This is a genomic window from Nocardioides ureilyticus (assembly GCF_051280745.1).
Lineage (GTDB): Bacteria > Actinomycetota > Actinomycetes > Propionibacteriales > Nocardioidaceae > Nocardioides.
In genome coordinates this window covers 42,728-56,977 of record NZ_JBNCOG010000005.1, presented here as the reverse complement: position 1 = coordinate 56,977, position 14,250 = coordinate 42,728, and the positions used below count along the sequence as shown (strand labels likewise).

Sequence of the window (14,250 nt, the reverse complement as noted above, 5' to 3'; positions counted from 1 at the left end):
CAGCCGGTCGGCGCCCGCGTCAGTGGGGGGCGTCGGCGGCGGGCTGCACGAGCTCCACCAGCACGCCCCCGGCGTCCTTGGGGTGGATGAAGTTGATCCGCGAGTCCGACGTGCCCCGGCGAGGTGCGTCGTACAGCAGGCGGACGCCGCGCTCCCGCAGGACGGCGCTCACGGCCTCCACGTCGGTCACCCGGTAGGCCATCTGCTGCACCCCGGGCCCGGAGCGCTCCAGGAACTTCGCGATCGTCGAGCTGTCGTCCAGGGGCGCGAGGAGCTGGATGTGGGAGCCGGAGTCGCCCACGGCCATCATCGCCTCGCGGACGCCCTGCTCCTCGTTGGTCTCCTGGTGGGCCAGGCGCATCCCGAACGTCGACTCGTAGAAGGCGATCGCCTCGTCGAGGTCGCGGACGGCGATGCCGACGTGGTCGATGGCGGTGAACAGGTGCGCGGGAACCCCGAGCGGCCCGCTCTCGGAGGTGGTGGTCTCGGTCATGCGGTCATGGTCGCGGACCGCTCCCGGCGCCGCGACCGGTTGTGACGAGCGCCTCAAAGGGCCCCCGCTGCTCGGTCTACCGGCGGTCCGTACTCGTGGGTAGTGTCCGCCGAAACGGGCCCGCCCCGAGTCGTCCACCGCTGGAGGAGCACCATGTCCGGAACCGTCATCGTCGCCGGGGCGCGCACCCCGATCGGCCGCCTGTCCGGCGGCCTCAAGAGCCTGTCGGCCTCCGACCTCGGTGGCCACGCCATCAAGGGCGCGCTCGCCAAGGCGGGTGTCTCGGGCGACCAGGTCGACTACGTGATCATGGGCCAGGTCATCCAGGCCGGCGCCGGCCAGAACCCTGCCCGGCTCGCCGCGGTCGGTGGCGGCGTCCCCATGGGCGTCCCGTCGATCACCATCAACAAGGTCTGCCTCTCCGGTCTCAACGCGATCGCCATGGCTGACCAGCTGATCCGCGCCGGCGAGTGCGAGATCGTCGTCGCCGGTGGCATGGAGTCGATGACCAACGCCCCGCACTTCCTGCCCAAGTCCCGTGAGGGCATCAAGTTCGGTGACGTGAAGCTCGTCGACTCCATGGCCTACGACGCGCTCTTCGACCAGTTCACCTCCCAGGCGATGGGCCTGCTGACCGAGGAGTGCAACGCCGCGTCCCAGAACCTCACCCGCGAGGAGCAGGACGAGTTCGCGGCGCAGTCGCACCAGAAGGCGGCGACCGCCTGGAAGAACGGCGTCTTCGACGAGGAGGTCGTCCCGGTCGAGATCCCGCAGCGCAAGGGCGACCCGGTCGTCGTCTCCACCGACGAGGGCGTGCGCGGCGAGACCACCGCGGAGTCGCTCGGCAAGCTCCGGGCGGCGTTCTCCAAGGAGGGCACCATCACCGCCGGCTCCTCCTCCCAGATCTCCGACGGAGCGGCCGCGGTCGTGGTGATGAGCAAGGCCAAGGCCGAGGAGCTCGGCCTGGAGTGGCTCGCGGAGATCGGCGCCCACGGCCAGGTCGCGGGCCCCGACTCCACCCTCCAGCTGCAGCCGGCCGCGGCGACCGCCAAGGCCTGCGAGAAGGAGGGCATCAGCCCGACCGACCTCGACCTGGTCGAGTTCAACGAGGCCTTCGCCGCGGTCGGGATCTCCTCCGCGCGCGAGCTCGGCCTCGACGACGCCAAGGTCAACGTGAACGGCGGCGCGATCGCCCTCGGTCACCCGGTCGGCATGTCTGGTGCCCGCGTGGTGCTCCACCTCGCGCTGGAGCTCAAGCGCCGCGGTGGCGGCACCGGTGCCGCCGCGCTGTGCGGCGGCGGTGGCCAGGGCGACGCCCTCATCGTGCGCGTGCCCCAGGCCTGAGTGTCCCCTCGCGGCAGGGCCGACGTCCCGGGCCTCGTCGAGCGCGCACGCGCCGGTGAGGCCCGGGCCGTCGCCCGCCTGATCAGCCTCGTCGAGGACGCCTCGCCCCTGCTGCGGGAGGTGACGGCGGCCCTCGCGCCACACACCGGTCGGGCGCAGGTGCTGGGCATCACCGGTGCGCCCGGGGTGGGCAAGTCGACCACGACCAGCGCCCTCGTCCGGGAGCTGCGCCAGGCCGGCAAACGGGTCGGCGTGCTCGCCGTGGACCCGTCCTCCCCCTTCTCGGGCGGCGCGCTGCTGGGTGACCGGATCCGGATGCAGGACCACGCCGGTGACTCGGGGGTCTTCATCCGCTCGATGGCCTCGCGCGGCCACCTCGGCGGGCTCGCCTGGTCGACGCCGCAGGCGGTCCGCGTGCTCGACGCCGCCGGCTGCGACGTCGTGGTGGTCGAGACGGTCGGGGTGGGCCAGAGCGAGGTGGAGGTCGCCGGGCTGGCCGACACCACCCTCGTGCTCCTGGCGCCCGGCATGGGTGACGGGATCCAGGCCGCCAAGGCCGGGATCCTCGAGGTCGGCGACGTCTACGTCGTCAACAAGGCCGACCGCGACGGCGCCGACCAGGTCCGCCGGGACCTCCGGTCGATGATCGCGCTGGCCGACCGGCCGGCCGACGGCTGGGAGCCCCCGATCGTGAAGACCGTCGCCCAGGCCGGCCAGGGCCTGGCCGAGCTGGTCGTGGAGGTGGACCGGCACCGCGACTGGCTCCGGTCGACCGGCGAGCTGGGGCACCGCCGTGCCCGGCGGGCGCGGGCCGAGGTCGAGGCGATCGCGCTGGCGGCGCTGCGTGCCCGGTGGGGCGACGTCGGCGGCCACTCGGAGCTGGACCGGCTCGCGGACGCCGTTGCAGCGGGGGAGACCGATCCCTGGTCCGCCGCCGACCGGCTCATCGACTCCTCGGAGAGCGGCGGCCGGTAGCGGCGGGGCGCCGGGTCAGGCCTGCTCGTCCTGGGCCGTCGAGGCGTCGGCGAGGAACGCCGCGATCGCGGCGTCGGTGAGGTCCGCGCGGGCGTCCGCGCCGACCGGGTCCAGCGCGTCGGCCGCGGCGCTGCAGGCAGCGCCCATCATCACGCCGGCGACGAGGGTGAGCAGGTGGTCCACGATGCGGGTCACGTCCTGATGATCGGCCGATCGGCGACGACCTGCAGGAGAGTGCGACGTTTGTGACCCTGCTCCCGCCCATGGTCTGGACCGGCGCGCCTCCCGGACGCCGCCGCGCGCCTCGGTGAGCATGGCCCCGTCCGTGTCATGGGGTCTGCGGAGGAACGGAACGAGATGCAGAAGGTAGTACTGGTCCTGGTCGTGCTCTTCCTGGGCTTCTGGATGGTGACCGACCCGAGCGGTCTGGCCGACACCGGCGGGGAGGTCGGGAGCCAGGTGGTCGCCTGGACCGGGGATCTCTTCAGCGCCGTCATCCGCTTCTTCGGCGAGCTCTAGGAGCGCTGTGCGCCAGCCGCGCCCGCTGGGCGGCCCGGACATCGGCCGACACCTGCTCCGTGACGAGGGCGAGGTCATCGTCGACGAGGTGCAGCACCACTGGGCCGCCTACACCAGGCCGATGCTCGAGGTGCTGCTGGCGGTGGCGTTGCTGGCCTGGGTGCCGGTCGTCCACATCGACCTGTCCGGGGTGGTGCTCGTCGCCGCGCTGCTGCTGGCCGCCCACGCCGGGTGGGGGGCCGTGCGCGAGCACCGCGACCGGTTCGTCATCACCAACATGCGGGTCTTCCGGATCCACGGCGTCCTCTCCACCCACCTGGCCACGATGCCGCTGCACCGCATCCTCGACATCACCGTCGTCCGCCCGCTGCACGGGCGGATCTTCGGCTTCGGGCACTTCCGGTTCGACTCCGCCGGCCAGGACCGCGCGCTGCGCGAGGTCCGGTACGTCGGGCGGCCGGTCCAGCGCGACCTGGCCATCCAGCGGGTGGTGCAGCGCGCCGGGTTGCGGGGCCCGCGCCTCGGCTGACCCGGTCGGCGCGTGGCCGGCCGTTTCGCCTGTCTGGTGGGATGGCCGCGTGGACCTCTCACCAGCACTCGGCCGGCTGCCGGAGAACCCCCGCGTGGTCGTCAGCGGCAACCACGCGACGCCCTGGCACACGCTCCGTCTCGTCGACGAGGCGCTGTCGTCCTACCGGTTGTGGGCGCTCAACGGTCAGCGCGGCCTCCCCGACCGTGAGGGCGTGACCCTCGAGACCTGCTTCGTCGGCCCCGGGCAGCGGCGCAGCCCGCGGCTGAGCTACGTGCCGTCCCGGCTGTCGGTGGTGCCGACGCTCTTCGCCGGCCCGCTGCCGCCCGACGCCGTCGTGCTGCACACGACCCGGCCGCGGGGTGGGAAGATCTCGCTCGGGACCGAGGTCAACGTCCTGCCCGCGGCCGTCGAGGCGGTCCGCGCCCGCGGTGGCGTGGTGATCGCGCAGGTCAACGACCACCTGCCGTGGACCTACGGCGACGCCGAGCTCGACCTCGAGCTGGTCGACGTCCTCGTGGAGGCCGACGAGGCGCTCCCGCACGCCCCGGCGCCGACGATCGACGAGGCGTCGGCGCGGATCGGTGCCCTGGTGGCCGACAGGGTGGGCGACGGTGCCACGCTGCAGGCCGGGATCGGAGCGGTGCCGGACGCGACGATGCGCGGCCTTGCGGGGCGCCGGGGGCTCCGGATCTGGACGGAGATGTTCTCCGACTCAGTCCTGGCCCTCGAGCGCGCGGGCGCCCTCGACACCGACGTGCTGATCACCGCGTCGTTCCTCTTCGGCTCCGAGGAGCTGCTGGAGTGGGCGGACGGCAACGAGCGGATCTCGATGGCCCGGACCGAGGTGACCAACGACCCCGGCCGGATCGCGCGGAACCCCGCGATGGTCAGCGTCAACACCGCCCTCCAGGTCGACCTCTTCGGCCAGGCCAACGCCTCCCGGATCAACGCACGGATCCACTCCGGGTTCGGTGGTCAGACCGACTTCATCGTCGGGGCCCTGCACAGCCCCGGTGGGCAGGCGATGATCGCCCTGCGCTCCTGGCACCCGAAGGCCGACGTCTCGACGATCGTCCCGCTGGTCGACGAGCCGGTGACCTCCTTCCAGATGAGCGCCGTCGTCACCGAGCAGGGACTGGCCGAGGTCTACGGCAGGGACCAGCGCGAGCAGGCCCGCCAGCTCATCGACAACGCCGCCCACCCCAGCGTCCGGGAGGAGCTGCGGGAGGAGGCGGTCGAGCTGGGGCTGCTGCCGCCTCTCTAGGATTGGGTGCATGACGCAGCAGCCGTTCTCGCGACCGGGAGCCATCGACCTCTCGGCATTGAAGCGACCCGCCCAGCAGCCCTCCGCGGCACCGGCCGGCGCGCCGGCCGGTAGCGGCGGTGGCGGCGCGGGGACCGCGTCGGCGTACGCCGTCTCCGTCGACGAGCAGAGCTTCCAGGCGGTCGTCGAGGCCTCGATGACCGCGCCGGTCGCGCTCGTCTTCCACTCGCCGTCGCGCTCTCCCGAGAGCACCCAGATGGCCGAGGACGTGGCCACGGTCGCCGGGGAGCACGAGGGCCGGTTCCTGGCGGGCCTCGTCGACGTCGAGGCCGTCCCGCAGATCGCCCAGGCGATGCAGATCCCGCAGGTGCCGCTGATGCTGGTGCTGGTGGACGGGCGCCCGGCCACGCAGCCGATCCCGGGCCCCGCGTCCCTCGACGAGCTGCGGGCGCTGTTCAACCAGCTGGCCCAGCAGCTGACCGCCCAGGGCATCACCGGGCGCCACCAGCCGCGCGCCGCCGCTGGTGGGGCGGAGACCGGCGAGGCCGACGAGGTCGACCCCCGCTACGCCGCCGCGCAGGACGCCCTGGGCGAGGGGGACATCGACCGGGCCGTGGCGGAGTACCAGAAGCTCGTCGACGCCAACCCCGCCGATGCGGAGGCCGCGGCCGGTCTCGCGATGGCCAAGGTCCTGCAGCGCACCCAGGACGTCGACGTCAACGCGGCCCGCCAGGCGGCGGCCGCGAGCCCCGACGACGTCGAGGCACAGACGCTCGTGGCCGACCTCGACATGCTCGGTGGCCACGTCGACGACGCCTTCGGGCGGCTCATCGAGCTGGTGCGACGCTCGTCGGGGGACGATCGGAACGCCGCGCGGGAGCACCTGATCGGCCTCTTCGCCGCCGTCGGCAACGACGACCCCCGGGTCGTCAAGGGCCGGCAGGCCCTCGCCTCGGCGCTCTTCTGACGCCGGCGCCCGCGGCGCGTGCTGCCCAGCGTGCGCCAGGGCGCACGCTGGGCCTCACGCGGTTGCCGGGGCGACGAGCGCCTCGAGCAGCGCGGCGACGGCCGGAGAGGCCGTCATGCTCCGGCGGTGGAGCGCGACGACGTCGCGGACGGGGACGGGGTCGGTGACCGGGACGGCGACCAGCTCCTCCCCGAGCGGCTGGCGCCCCAGCCGGGGGACCAGCGCGATGCCGAGGCGGGCGCGGACCAGGGCGAGGTGGGAGTCGAACTCCATCGACTGGTGGGCGACCCGCGGCAGGCGCCCCGTGCCGTCGTACATCCGGTGCAGCCACTGTCGGCAGATGGTGTTCCCCGGCGTGGCCACCCACTCCTCGTCGAGCAGGTCGCGCGGGGTGAGCTCCGCGCGGCCGGCGAGCGGGTGGTCGCGGTGGAGCACGACGTCGGCGACGTCCTGGGTGACCGGTGTCGTCGCCAGGTGGTCGGGCACGGCGAGCGGCACGCCTCCCCACCGGTGCACCACGCCGAGGTCGGCCTGCCCGGAGGCCACCAGGTCGACGGTGTCCCAGGGCTCGCACTCGTGCAGGCTGACCGTCAGGCCGGGGTGGTCGTCCAGCAGGGCCCTCACGCGTGGGGCGACGAGGCCACGGACCGCGGTGGAGAACGCCGTCATCCGGAGGTGACCGGCCACGGCCCCGGCCTGTCGGTGCAGTCCGGCCTCGAGCTGCTCGAGGTCCGCGAGGAGCCGGCCGCCCTCCTCGACGAGGTGGCGGCCGTGCCGGGACAGCACGACGCCCCGTCCGACCCGCTCGAGCAGCGGCACCCCGGTCTGTCGCTCGAGTCGCTTCACCTGCTGCGACACGGCGCTCGGGGTGAAGCCCAGTGCCTCTGCGGCGGCGACGACGGAGCCGTGCGTCGCGACCGCTCGTAGCGACGCCAGTGCGGCGAGGTCGATCATGAAGCGACGCTACATGGTCCGACGCAGAATGCATCGCTGGTGCTTCATCGCCACGGTGGCCAGGCTGGTCGGGTGAACCGTCGGGACAGCCTGCTCGCCGCGCTCGTGGCCTCCGTGTGGGGGTTCAACTTCGTCGTCATCGACTGGGGGATGGGCGAGGTGCCGCCGCTGCTCTTCTGCGCCCTGCGTTTCGTGGCCGTCGTCGTCCCGGCCGTGTGGCTGGTCCCGCGTCCCGCGGTGCGGTGGCGCACCCTCGCTGCCGTCGGTGCCTTCATGTCGCTCGGTCAGTTCGGCTTCCTCTACGTCGCGATGGCGGCCGGCCTGCCGCCCGGCCTCGCGGCGCTGGTGCTCCAGGCCCAGGTCGTCTTCACCATCGTGATCGCGGCCGGGGTGCTGCGGGAGCGGCCGACCACGGGGCAGGTGGCCGGCGTCCTGCTCGGCTCTGCCGGGCTGGTGGTCGTGGCCGTCGGCCGTGGGGGTCACGTGCCCCTCGCCGCGCTGGTGCTCTGCCTGCTCGGAGCGCTCTCCTGGGGCGTCGGCAACGTCGTCTCCCGCGCCGCGAAGGTGCCCGGAGGGCTCGGTCTCACCGTCTGGTCGGCGACCGTGGTCCCCGTGCCGCTGCTCGCGTTGTCGCTCGTGGTCGACGGGCCGGCGGCGGTGAGCGCCGGGATCGCGGCGTTCGGCTGGCAGGCAGCAGCCTCGACGCTCTACACCGCCGGGCTCGCCTCCCTGGTCGGCTACGGCGTCTTCAACACGCTGCTGGCGAGGAACGCCTCGGCCGCGGTGGTGCCGTGGGTGCTGCTCGCTCCCGTCGTCGCGATGGGTACGGCGTGGCTGCTGCTCGACCAGGCCCCGAACGCCGCGGAGGCCGGCGGCGGGCTGGTGCTCGTCGCCGGCGTGCTGGTCGCCCTGCGCCGCCCCGCCGGCAGCGGACGGCGCCCCGGCCTCACCCTCGACCGGACTCCGTGTACGCCGGGCCGCCGTCGAGGTTGGCCACGGCGGCCCGCACCCGTCGCGCGGTGAAGTCGGCGCAGAGCTCGTCGGCCTCCTCGAGGGTGCAGAACGCGGCCGACCGGATCTCCCGGACCTGCTTGACGACGCGGTCGGTCAGCGACGCGTCGTGGGCGCCGCCGTCGAAGACGAGGCAGAGGGCGTCGTCCCACCCGCTCCACGGCGGCAGCCAGTCGGTGAGCAGGAGCGGCCCGGCCGGGAGCCGGAGGCCGAGCTCCTCCTCGACCTCCCTCGCCACCGCCACCTGAGGAGACTCGCCCACCTCGACCACCCCGCCAGGGAGGTCCCAGTCGCGCTTGTAGGTCAGCTGGCACAGCAGCACGCGCGCGTCCTGGTCGCGGATGAGCATCTGCCCGATGGCGCGCTTGCGCGGGAGGAAGGAGTTGAGCAGCGCGCGGAAGCCCTCGGGCTGGTCGGTCGGGACGTCGGTGGCGAGCCGCGCGTAGACGATGCGGTCGACGGGGGAGCCGTCCACGGTGACGCCACGCATCACGCCCTCCCGGCGCATACCGGCCCACGTGGCCGTGCGCTGGCCGTCGTCGTCGGCCGGGTCGACGAGGGCCTCCACGCGAGCATGGCGGGTCAGCGCCTGGGCGACCTCGCGACGTACGACGTCGACGGGCTCGCCGGGCAGCCAGGCGATCCGCGCGACGCCCTCCGCGACCGTGGTGACGGTGGTCGGCTGGTCGGTCACGGGATCACCCTAGGACCTCGCCGGTGACCTCCTCCTCGCTGCGTCCCGGCGCTCACGCCCGGCGGCGGAACCACAGGGTCGCGAGCGGCGGGACCACGATGTCGGCATGCGCCGGTTGCCCGTGGTGCTCGCCCTCGACGGCCGTGATCGACCCCAGGTTGCCCACGCCGGAGCCGGTGTAGGCCTCGGCATCGGTGTTGACGACCTCCTCCCACACCCCCTCCGAGGGCAGGCCGAGGCGGTAGCCGTCGTGCGGCACGGAGGAGAAGTTGGCCACGCAGGCCAGCTCGGGGACGTCCGCGCCGTCGGGCACCCGGCGGATGAAGGAGAAGGTGTTGCGACCGGCGTCGTTGGCGTCGATCCACTGGAAGCCGGCGGGGTCGTGGTCGGCCCGCCACATGGCCGGGGAGGAGGTGTAGACGCGGTTGAGGTCGCGGACCAGCGCCTGCACGCCCCGGTGCTCCGGGTGGTCGACCAGCCACCAGTCGAGCTCGCGGGCCTCGGCCCACTCCGACTCCTGGCCGAACTCCGCGCCCATGAAGAGCAGCTGCTTGCCGGGGTGGGCCCACATGAACCCCAGGTAGGCACGCAGGTTCGCGAGCTGCTGCCACCGGTCGCCCGGCATCTTGCGCAGCAACGAGCCCTTGCCGTGCACCACCTCGTCGTGGCTGATCGGCAGGACGTAGTTCTCCGACCATGCGTAGACCAGCGAGAAGGTCATCTCCCCGTGGTGCCAGGAGCGGTGCACGGGCTCACGCGCGACGTACCCGAGCGAGTCGTGCATCCAGCCCATGTTCCACTTGAAGCCGAAGCCGAGCCCGTCGGCCGAGGTGGGCCGGGTGACGCCGGGCCAGGAGGTGGACTCCTCGGCGACGGTGATGATGCCCGGCACCCGCTTGTAGACGGTCGCGTTCATCTCCTGCAGGAACTGCACCGCCTCGAGGTTCTCGCGGCCGCCGTGCTTGTTCGGCGTCCACTCGCCCTCCTCGCGGGAGTAGTCGAGGTAGAGCATCGAGGCGACGCCGTCGACCCGCAGGCCGTCGGCGTGGAACTCCTCGAGCCAGTAGATGGCGTTGGCGTAGAGGAAGTTGCGGACCTCGTGCCGGCCGAAGTTGAAGATGTGCGAGCCCCACTCCTTGTGCCAGCCGCGCTGGGGGTTGGGGTCCTCGTAGAGGGGCGTGCCGTCGAAGCGGGCCAGGGCCCACTCGTCGGTCGCGAAGTGCCCGGGCACCCAGTCGAGGATGACGCCGATGCCGGCCTGGTGGAGGCGGTCGACGAGCAGCTTGAAGCCATCGGGATCGCCGAACCGCGAGTCCGGCGCGAAGTACGACGTGACGTGGTAGCCCCACGAGCCGCCGAACGGGTGCTGCATCACCGGCATCAGCTCGACGTGGGTGAAGCCGAGGTCCGCGAGGTAGTCCGGCAGCTCGTCGGCGAGCTCTGCCCAGGACCAGTAGCGGCCGTCGGGGTGCTTCTTCCACGAGGCGAGGTGCATCTCGTAGACGGACATGGCCTCGGCCACCGGCTGCTTGGTGGGCCGCTCGGCCATCCACTCGTCGTCGCCCCACTCGTGGGTCGACTCGTAGACCAGCGACGAGGTGGCCGGCGGCTCCTCGGCCCAGGCCGCCAGCGGGTCGGCCTTCTCCCGCCACTGGCCGTCCTGACCGAGGATCGCGTACTTGTAGGCCGTTCCGGTGCCCAGCGCCGGGACGAAGAGCTCCCAGACGCCGGAGCTGCCGAGCTGGCGCATCGGGTGCTCGCGGCCGTCCCAGGAGTTGAACGACCCCTTGAGCCGGACGCCGCGCGCCGAGGGCGCCCAGACGGCGAAGGACGTGCCGCTGACGGTCTCCTCGGTCCCGGGCACGGCGTAGTGGTGGACCCGGGCCCCGAGGACGCGCCACAGCTCCTCGTGGCGCCCCTCGTTGATGAGGTGCAGGTCGACCTCGCCGACGGTCGGCAGGAACCGGTAGGGGTCGTCGAGCTCGATCGGGTCGCCGTCGTACGCCACGCGCACCCGGTAGTCCGGCACGTCGGCGACCGGCAGCACGCCGGACCAGAAGCCCTCGTACTCGTGCTCGAGCCGGGTCTCGCCCCACGCCCCGACGACGGTGACGCTCGAGGCCAGCGGCTTGAGCACCCGGACGGTCACGCCGCCCTCGTGCGGGTGCGCGCCGAGGACGGCGTGCGGGTCGCCGTGCTCGCCGCTCAGGAGCTGGTCGAGCTGCTCGCGGGGGACGGGCTTCACCGTGGGAGTGGTGCCGGTGGTGCTGGCAGTCGTGTCGGTGTTGCGAGGGGTGCTGGTCATGACGCTCCGATCCGTGCGACGGCCTCGAGCGGGATGGACACCCAGCCCGGCCGGTTGCGGGTCTCGTAGACGGTCTCGTAGACGGCCTTGTCGGCGACGTACGCCGCCAGCAGCACCTGCTGCTCGGGCGTCGGCTCGCCGCCGGCGTAGGCGGTCAGGAAGTGGTTGCGGTTGCGGTGGGCCCACTCCTCGGCCCGGTAGGCGAGCTGGGTGGCCACCTCGTCGTCGTCGGGGGAGAGGTCGGCGCTCTGCCGCTCGACCACGCGGGGGGCGTAGTCGAAGGAGCGGAGCATCCCCGCGACGTCGCGCCAGGGGCTGTCCGGCAGCAGCCGGTCGGCCAGCGGCTTGGCCGGCTCGCCCTCGAAGTCGACGATCTTCCAGCCCAGCGCGGTGCGCAGGGTCTGCCCGAGGTGGAGGTCGCCGTGGACCTGCTGGACGTCGACGCCGTCGAGCGCGGCCACGGCGTCGTACGCCGCGCGCAGCGCGTCGGCGTGCTGGGCGAGCTCGGGCACCACCTCGAGCGCGGCGTCGAGCCGCGCGCGCATGCCGGCCGCGAGCTCGCGGGTGTGGTCCGCCCCCCGGCGTTCCGCGGGGAAGTGGTCGCGCAGCGCCTCGTGGACCTCGCGCAGCGACTCCCCGAGCCGGGCCGACTCGGCGGCGAAGTCGCCACCGACCTCGTGGGCGTGGAGGTCCGCCTCGGAGAAGAGGTTCCGCACGCTGGAGAGCGCCAGGTCCCAGCCGTCGGTGGCGGTCCGCAGGAACTGCTGGAGCATCGCGAGGTGGTACTCCTCGCCGTCCGGGTCGGTCCAGGTGAGCCAGCCGTAGAGGGCGGCGACGTGCTCGGAGCCGGCGCGGGTGAGGGCCTCGTGCACGGTCACGTCCGGGTTCGGTCCGGCGGTCACCTTGCGGAAGACCTTCATGATCGAGTCCTCGCCGAAGGCGACCGAGGAGTTCGACTGCTCGCCGGTGAACAGCGACGCGACGCCCTCGGCGTCGAGGTCGTGACCGGGCAGCCGGGAGAAGGTCAGCCCGTGGCTCCGGACCGGCTCCTGAGCGGCGGCGACGAAGGAGCGCAGCCAGCAGGCCATCGCCTCACGGTCGTGCAGGGCGTCGTAGGCGTGCACCCAGCCCGCGCCGGGCTCCTCCCACCAGCCGATGAACGCATGGTCCAGGCGTGACTCCGGCTCGGCGTAGAGGGCGAGGGGGACCTGGTAGACCTCCTTCTCGGCGGCACCGCCCGGGCTGGCCGGGGCGTCGCCGTACGTCAGCTCGACGAGGTGGTCCACGACGCGTGGGCCACCCTCGACGGAGCCGGGAACGTCACCGATCCGGCGCACGGCCGTGACCTCGAACGGTCGGCCCTTGCCGCCGAACCAGCGGGTCTTCTCCAGGTACGTGACGAAGACCTGGGCGTCGATGTGGTCAGCGTCGATGTGGTCAGCACTCTCGCCATGGGTCACAGCAGCTGTCCCTCCTCCGGGTGGTCGGGCCGGGTCAGGCGGAACCAGTAGAAGCCGTACCCGCTCAGCGTGAGCAGGTAGGGCAGCTCGCCGATCGCGGGGAACGGCACGCCGCCGAGCAGCTCGACCGGCACCATCCCCTCGAAGCGGCGCAGGTCGAGCTCGACCGGCTGCGGGAAGCGCGACAGGTTGTTGACGCACAGGATCACGTCGTCGTCGCCGTCCTGGGCGTGCTCGCGCACGTAGGACAGCACGGTGGGGTTTGAGCCGCCCAGGTCGGTGAAGGAGCCGAGGCCGAACGCGGGGTGGTGGCGGCGCGCGTGGATCATCCGGCGGGTCCAGTGCAGCAGCGAGGAGGTGTTCTCCATCTGCGACTCGACGTTGACGCTCTGGTAGCCGTAGACCGGGTCCTGGACCGGCGGCAGGTGCAGCTTGCCGGGCGTCGCCGAGGAGAAGCCGGCGTTGCGGTCGGGGGTCCACTGCATCGGGGTGCGGACCCCGTCGCGGTCGCCGAGCCAGATGTTGTCGCCCATGCCGATCTCGTCGCCGTAGTAGAGGACGGGCGACCCGGGCAGCGAGAGGAGCAGCGCGGTGAAGAGCTCGATCTGGTTGATGTCGTTGTCGAGCAGCGGGGCGAGCCGCCGGCGGATGCCGATGTTGGCCTTCATCCGCGGGTCCTTGGCGTACTCGTTCCACATGTAGTCGCGGTCCTCGTCGGTGACCATCTCGAGGGTCAGCTCGTCGTGGTTGCGCAGGAAGATGCCCCACTGGCAGCCGTGGGGGATCGGCGGCGTCTGCTCGAGGATCTCCGAGATGGGGAAGCGCGACTCCCGCCGGACCGCCATGAAGATGCGCGGCATGACGGGGAAGTGGAAGCACATGTGGCACTCGTCGCCACCGGACTCGAAGTCGCCGAAGTAGTCGACGACGTCGGCCGGCCACTGGTTGGCCTCGGCCAGCAGCACCTTGCCCGGGTACTTCTCGTCGACGTAGCGGCGCACCTTGCGGAGGAACTCGTGGGTCTCCGGGAGGTTCTCGCCGTTGGTGCCCGGGCGCTCGTAGAGGTAGGGCACCGCGTCGAGCCGGAAGCCGTCCAGGCCCATGTCGAACCAGAAGGCGATCGCCTCCAGGATCGCGTCGTGGACCTTCGGGTTGTCGAAGTTGAGGTCCGGCTGGTGGGAGAAGAACCGGTGCCAGTAGTACTGCTGGCGCACCGGGTCCCACGTCCAGTTCGACGGCTCGGTGTCGACGAAGATGATCCGCGCCTCTTGGTAGAGCTCGTCGGTGTCGGACCAGACGTAGAAGTCGCCGTAGGGGCCGTCGGGGTCCTCGCGGCTGGCCTGGAACCACGGGTGCTGGTCGCTGGTGTGGTTCATGACGAAGTCGATGATCACGCGGATGCCGCGCTTGTGCGCCTCGTCGAGGAAGTGGTGGAAGTCGTCCACCGTCCCGATCTCGGGGAGGATGTTGGTGTAGTCGGAGACGTCGTACCCGCCGTCGCGCAGCGGCGAGGAGAAGAACGGCGGGATCCAGAGGCAGTCGACGCCCAGCCACTCGAGGTAGTCGAGCTTTTCGACCAGGCCCCGGAAGTCCCCGGTGCCGTCGCCGTTGGAGTCGCGGAACGAGCGGACCAGCACCTCGTAGAAGACCGCTGTCTTGAACCAGTCAGGCTGCTTGGCGGTGTCGTCGGGGAACGGGTCCCCCTCGGGGGCCTGGCCCATCGGGCTCAGGT

At 72.5% G+C, this 14,250-nt stretch carries 14 protein-coding genes; 7 read left to right on the top strand and 7 right to left on the bottom strand.

From position 1 onward, the window contains the following. Positions 1-19 precede the first annotated feature (19 nt). Positions 20-493 carry a methylmalonyl-CoA epimerase gene (gene mce, locus ACSMHG_RS04200; RefSeq protein ID WP_435742151.1) on the bottom strand — a complete coding sequence of 158 codons (474 nt, stop codon included), beginning with the start codon at positions 491-493 and terminating at the stop codon, positions 20-22. Positions 494-646: 153 nt separating this feature from the next. Here mce and ACSMHG_RS04195 point away from each other — a divergent pair, with 153 nt between their 5' ends. Then, complete coding sequence (locus ACSMHG_RS04195; protein ID WP_435742150.1) at positions 647-1,837, top strand: acetyl-CoA C-acetyltransferase; 1,191 nt, start codon at positions 647-649, stop codon at positions 1,835-1,837. Next, on the top strand, positions 1,838-2,812 hold the full coding sequence (meaB, locus tag ACSMHG_RS04190) for a methylmalonyl Co-A mutase-associated GTPase MeaB (protein ID WP_435742149.1): 975 nt from the start codon (positions 1,838-1,840) through the stop codon (positions 2,810-2,812). 15 nt (positions 2,813-2,827) lie between these two features. Here the strand turns inward: meaB and ACSMHG_RS04185 are convergent, their stop codons facing one another. After that, complete coding sequence (locus ACSMHG_RS04185; protein ID WP_435742148.1) at positions 2,828-3,007, bottom strand: hypothetical protein; 180 nt, start codon at positions 3,005-3,007, stop codon at positions 2,828-2,830. Between the two features lie 162 nt (positions 3,008-3,169). On the opposite strand from ACSMHG_RS04185, the gene ACSMHG_RS04180 reads away from it, so the two are divergent. From ACSMHG_RS04180 to ACSMHG_RS04165, 4 genes are read left to right on the top strand one after another with little or no spacing between them, the layout of a single operon-like run. Then, positions 3,170-3,331: a hypothetical protein gene (locus tag ACSMHG_RS04180; RefSeq protein WP_435742147.1), complete on the top strand. Its 162-nt coding sequence runs from the start codon at positions 3,170-3,172 to the stop codon at positions 3,329-3,331. A 7-nt stretch (positions 3,332-3,338) separates the two neighbouring features. After that, positions 3,339-3,860 (top strand): PH domain-containing protein, encoded by a 522-nt coding sequence (locus ACSMHG_RS04175; protein ID WP_435742146.1) that lies wholly within the window; start codon positions 3,339-3,341, stop codon positions 3,858-3,860. A gap of 49 nt (positions 3,861-3,909) precedes the next feature. Further along, complete coding sequence (locus ACSMHG_RS04170; protein WP_435742145.1) at positions 3,910-5,127, top strand: acetyl-CoA hydrolase/transferase family protein; 1,218 nt, start codon at positions 3,910-3,912, stop codon at positions 5,125-5,127. A 10-nt stretch (positions 5,128-5,137) separates the two neighbouring features. After that, positions 5,138-6,094 (top strand): co-chaperone YbbN, encoded by a 957-nt coding sequence (locus ACSMHG_RS04165; RefSeq protein WP_435742144.1) that lies wholly within the window; start codon positions 5,138-5,140, stop codon positions 6,092-6,094. Between the two features lie 54 nt (positions 6,095-6,148). On the opposite strand, the gene ACSMHG_RS04160 is transcribed toward ACSMHG_RS04165, so the two are convergent. Further along, positions 6,149-7,048, bottom strand: a complete 900-nt coding sequence (locus tag ACSMHG_RS04160; RefSeq protein ID WP_435742143.1) for a LysR family transcriptional regulator — start codon at positions 7,046-7,048, stop codon at positions 6,149-6,151. 72 nt (positions 7,049-7,120) lie between these two features. Here ACSMHG_RS04160 and ACSMHG_RS04155 point away from each other — a divergent pair, with 72 nt between their 5' ends. Then, positions 7,121-8,071 carry an EamA family transporter gene (locus ACSMHG_RS04155; protein WP_435742141.1) on the top strand — a complete coding sequence of 317 codons (951 nt, stop codon included), beginning with the start codon at positions 7,121-7,123 and terminating at the stop codon, positions 8,069-8,071. Here ACSMHG_RS04155 and ACSMHG_RS04150 read toward each other — a convergent pair. The 4 genes from ACSMHG_RS04150 to treS are packed head-to-tail and all read right to left on the bottom strand — an operon-like array spanning position 7,995 to position 14,239. Next, the gene (locus tag ACSMHG_RS04150) at positions 7,995-8,753 is read right to left on the bottom strand and encodes an NUDIX hydrolase (RefSeq protein ID WP_435742140.1); all 759 of its coding nucleotides are present in this window, start codon (positions 8,751-8,753) and stop codon (positions 7,995-7,997) included. The two genes, ACSMHG_RS04155 and ACSMHG_RS04150, sit on opposite strands and share 77 nt — an antisense overlap. 52 nt (positions 8,754-8,805) lie before the next feature. Then, complete coding sequence (gene glgB / locus ACSMHG_RS04145; protein ID WP_435742139.1) at positions 8,806-11,058, bottom strand: 1,4-alpha-glucan branching protein GlgB; 2,253 nt, start codon at positions 11,056-11,058, stop codon at positions 8,806-8,808. Next, positions 11,055-12,518, bottom strand: a complete 1,464-nt coding sequence (locus ACSMHG_RS04140) for a maltokinase N-terminal cap-like domain-containing protein (RefSeq protein WP_435742138.1) — start codon at positions 12,516-12,518, stop codon at positions 11,055-11,057. Before ACSMHG_RS04140 ends, glgB begins: the two co-directional genes overlap by 4 nt. Next, on the bottom strand, positions 12,515-14,239 hold the full coding sequence (gene treS, locus ACSMHG_RS04135) for a maltose alpha-D-glucosyltransferase (protein ID WP_435742261.1): 1,725 nt from the start codon (positions 14,237-14,239) through the stop codon (positions 12,515-12,517). The genes ACSMHG_RS04140 and treS overlap by 4 nt, the downstream gene beginning before the upstream one ends. Positions 14,240-14,250: the final 11 nt, after the last annotated feature.

What these genes read in the sequence shown, in the direction of transcription:
- mce (WP_435742151.1), bottom strand. Translation starts at nt 493, where the DNA reads ATGACCGAGACCACCACCTCCGAGAGCGGGCCGCTCGGGGTTCCCGCG.
- ACSMHG_RS04195 (WP_435742150.1), top strand. Translation starts at nt 647, where the DNA reads ATGTCCGGAACCGTCATCGTCGCCGGGGCGCGCACCCCGATCGGCCGC.
- ACSMHG_RS04180 (WP_435742147.1), top strand. Translation starts at nt 3,170, where the DNA reads ATGCAGAAGGTAGTACTGGTCCTGGTCGTGCTCTTCCTGGGCTTCTGG.
- ACSMHG_RS04165 (WP_435742144.1), top strand. Translation starts at nt 5,138, where the DNA reads ATGACGCAGCAGCCGTTCTCGCGACCGGGAGCCATCGACCTCTCGGCA.
- ACSMHG_RS04160 (WP_435742143.1), bottom strand. Translation starts at nt 7,048, where the DNA reads ATGATCGACCTCGCCGCACTGGCGTCGCTACGAGCGGTCGCGACGCAC.
- glgB (WP_435742139.1), bottom strand. Translation starts at nt 11,058, where the DNA reads ATGACCAGCACCCCTCGCAACACCGACACGACTGCCAGCACCACCGGC.
- treS (WP_435742261.1), bottom strand. Translation starts at nt 14,239, where the DNA reads ATGGGCCAGGCCCCCGAGGGGGACCCGTTCCCCGACGACACCGCCAAG.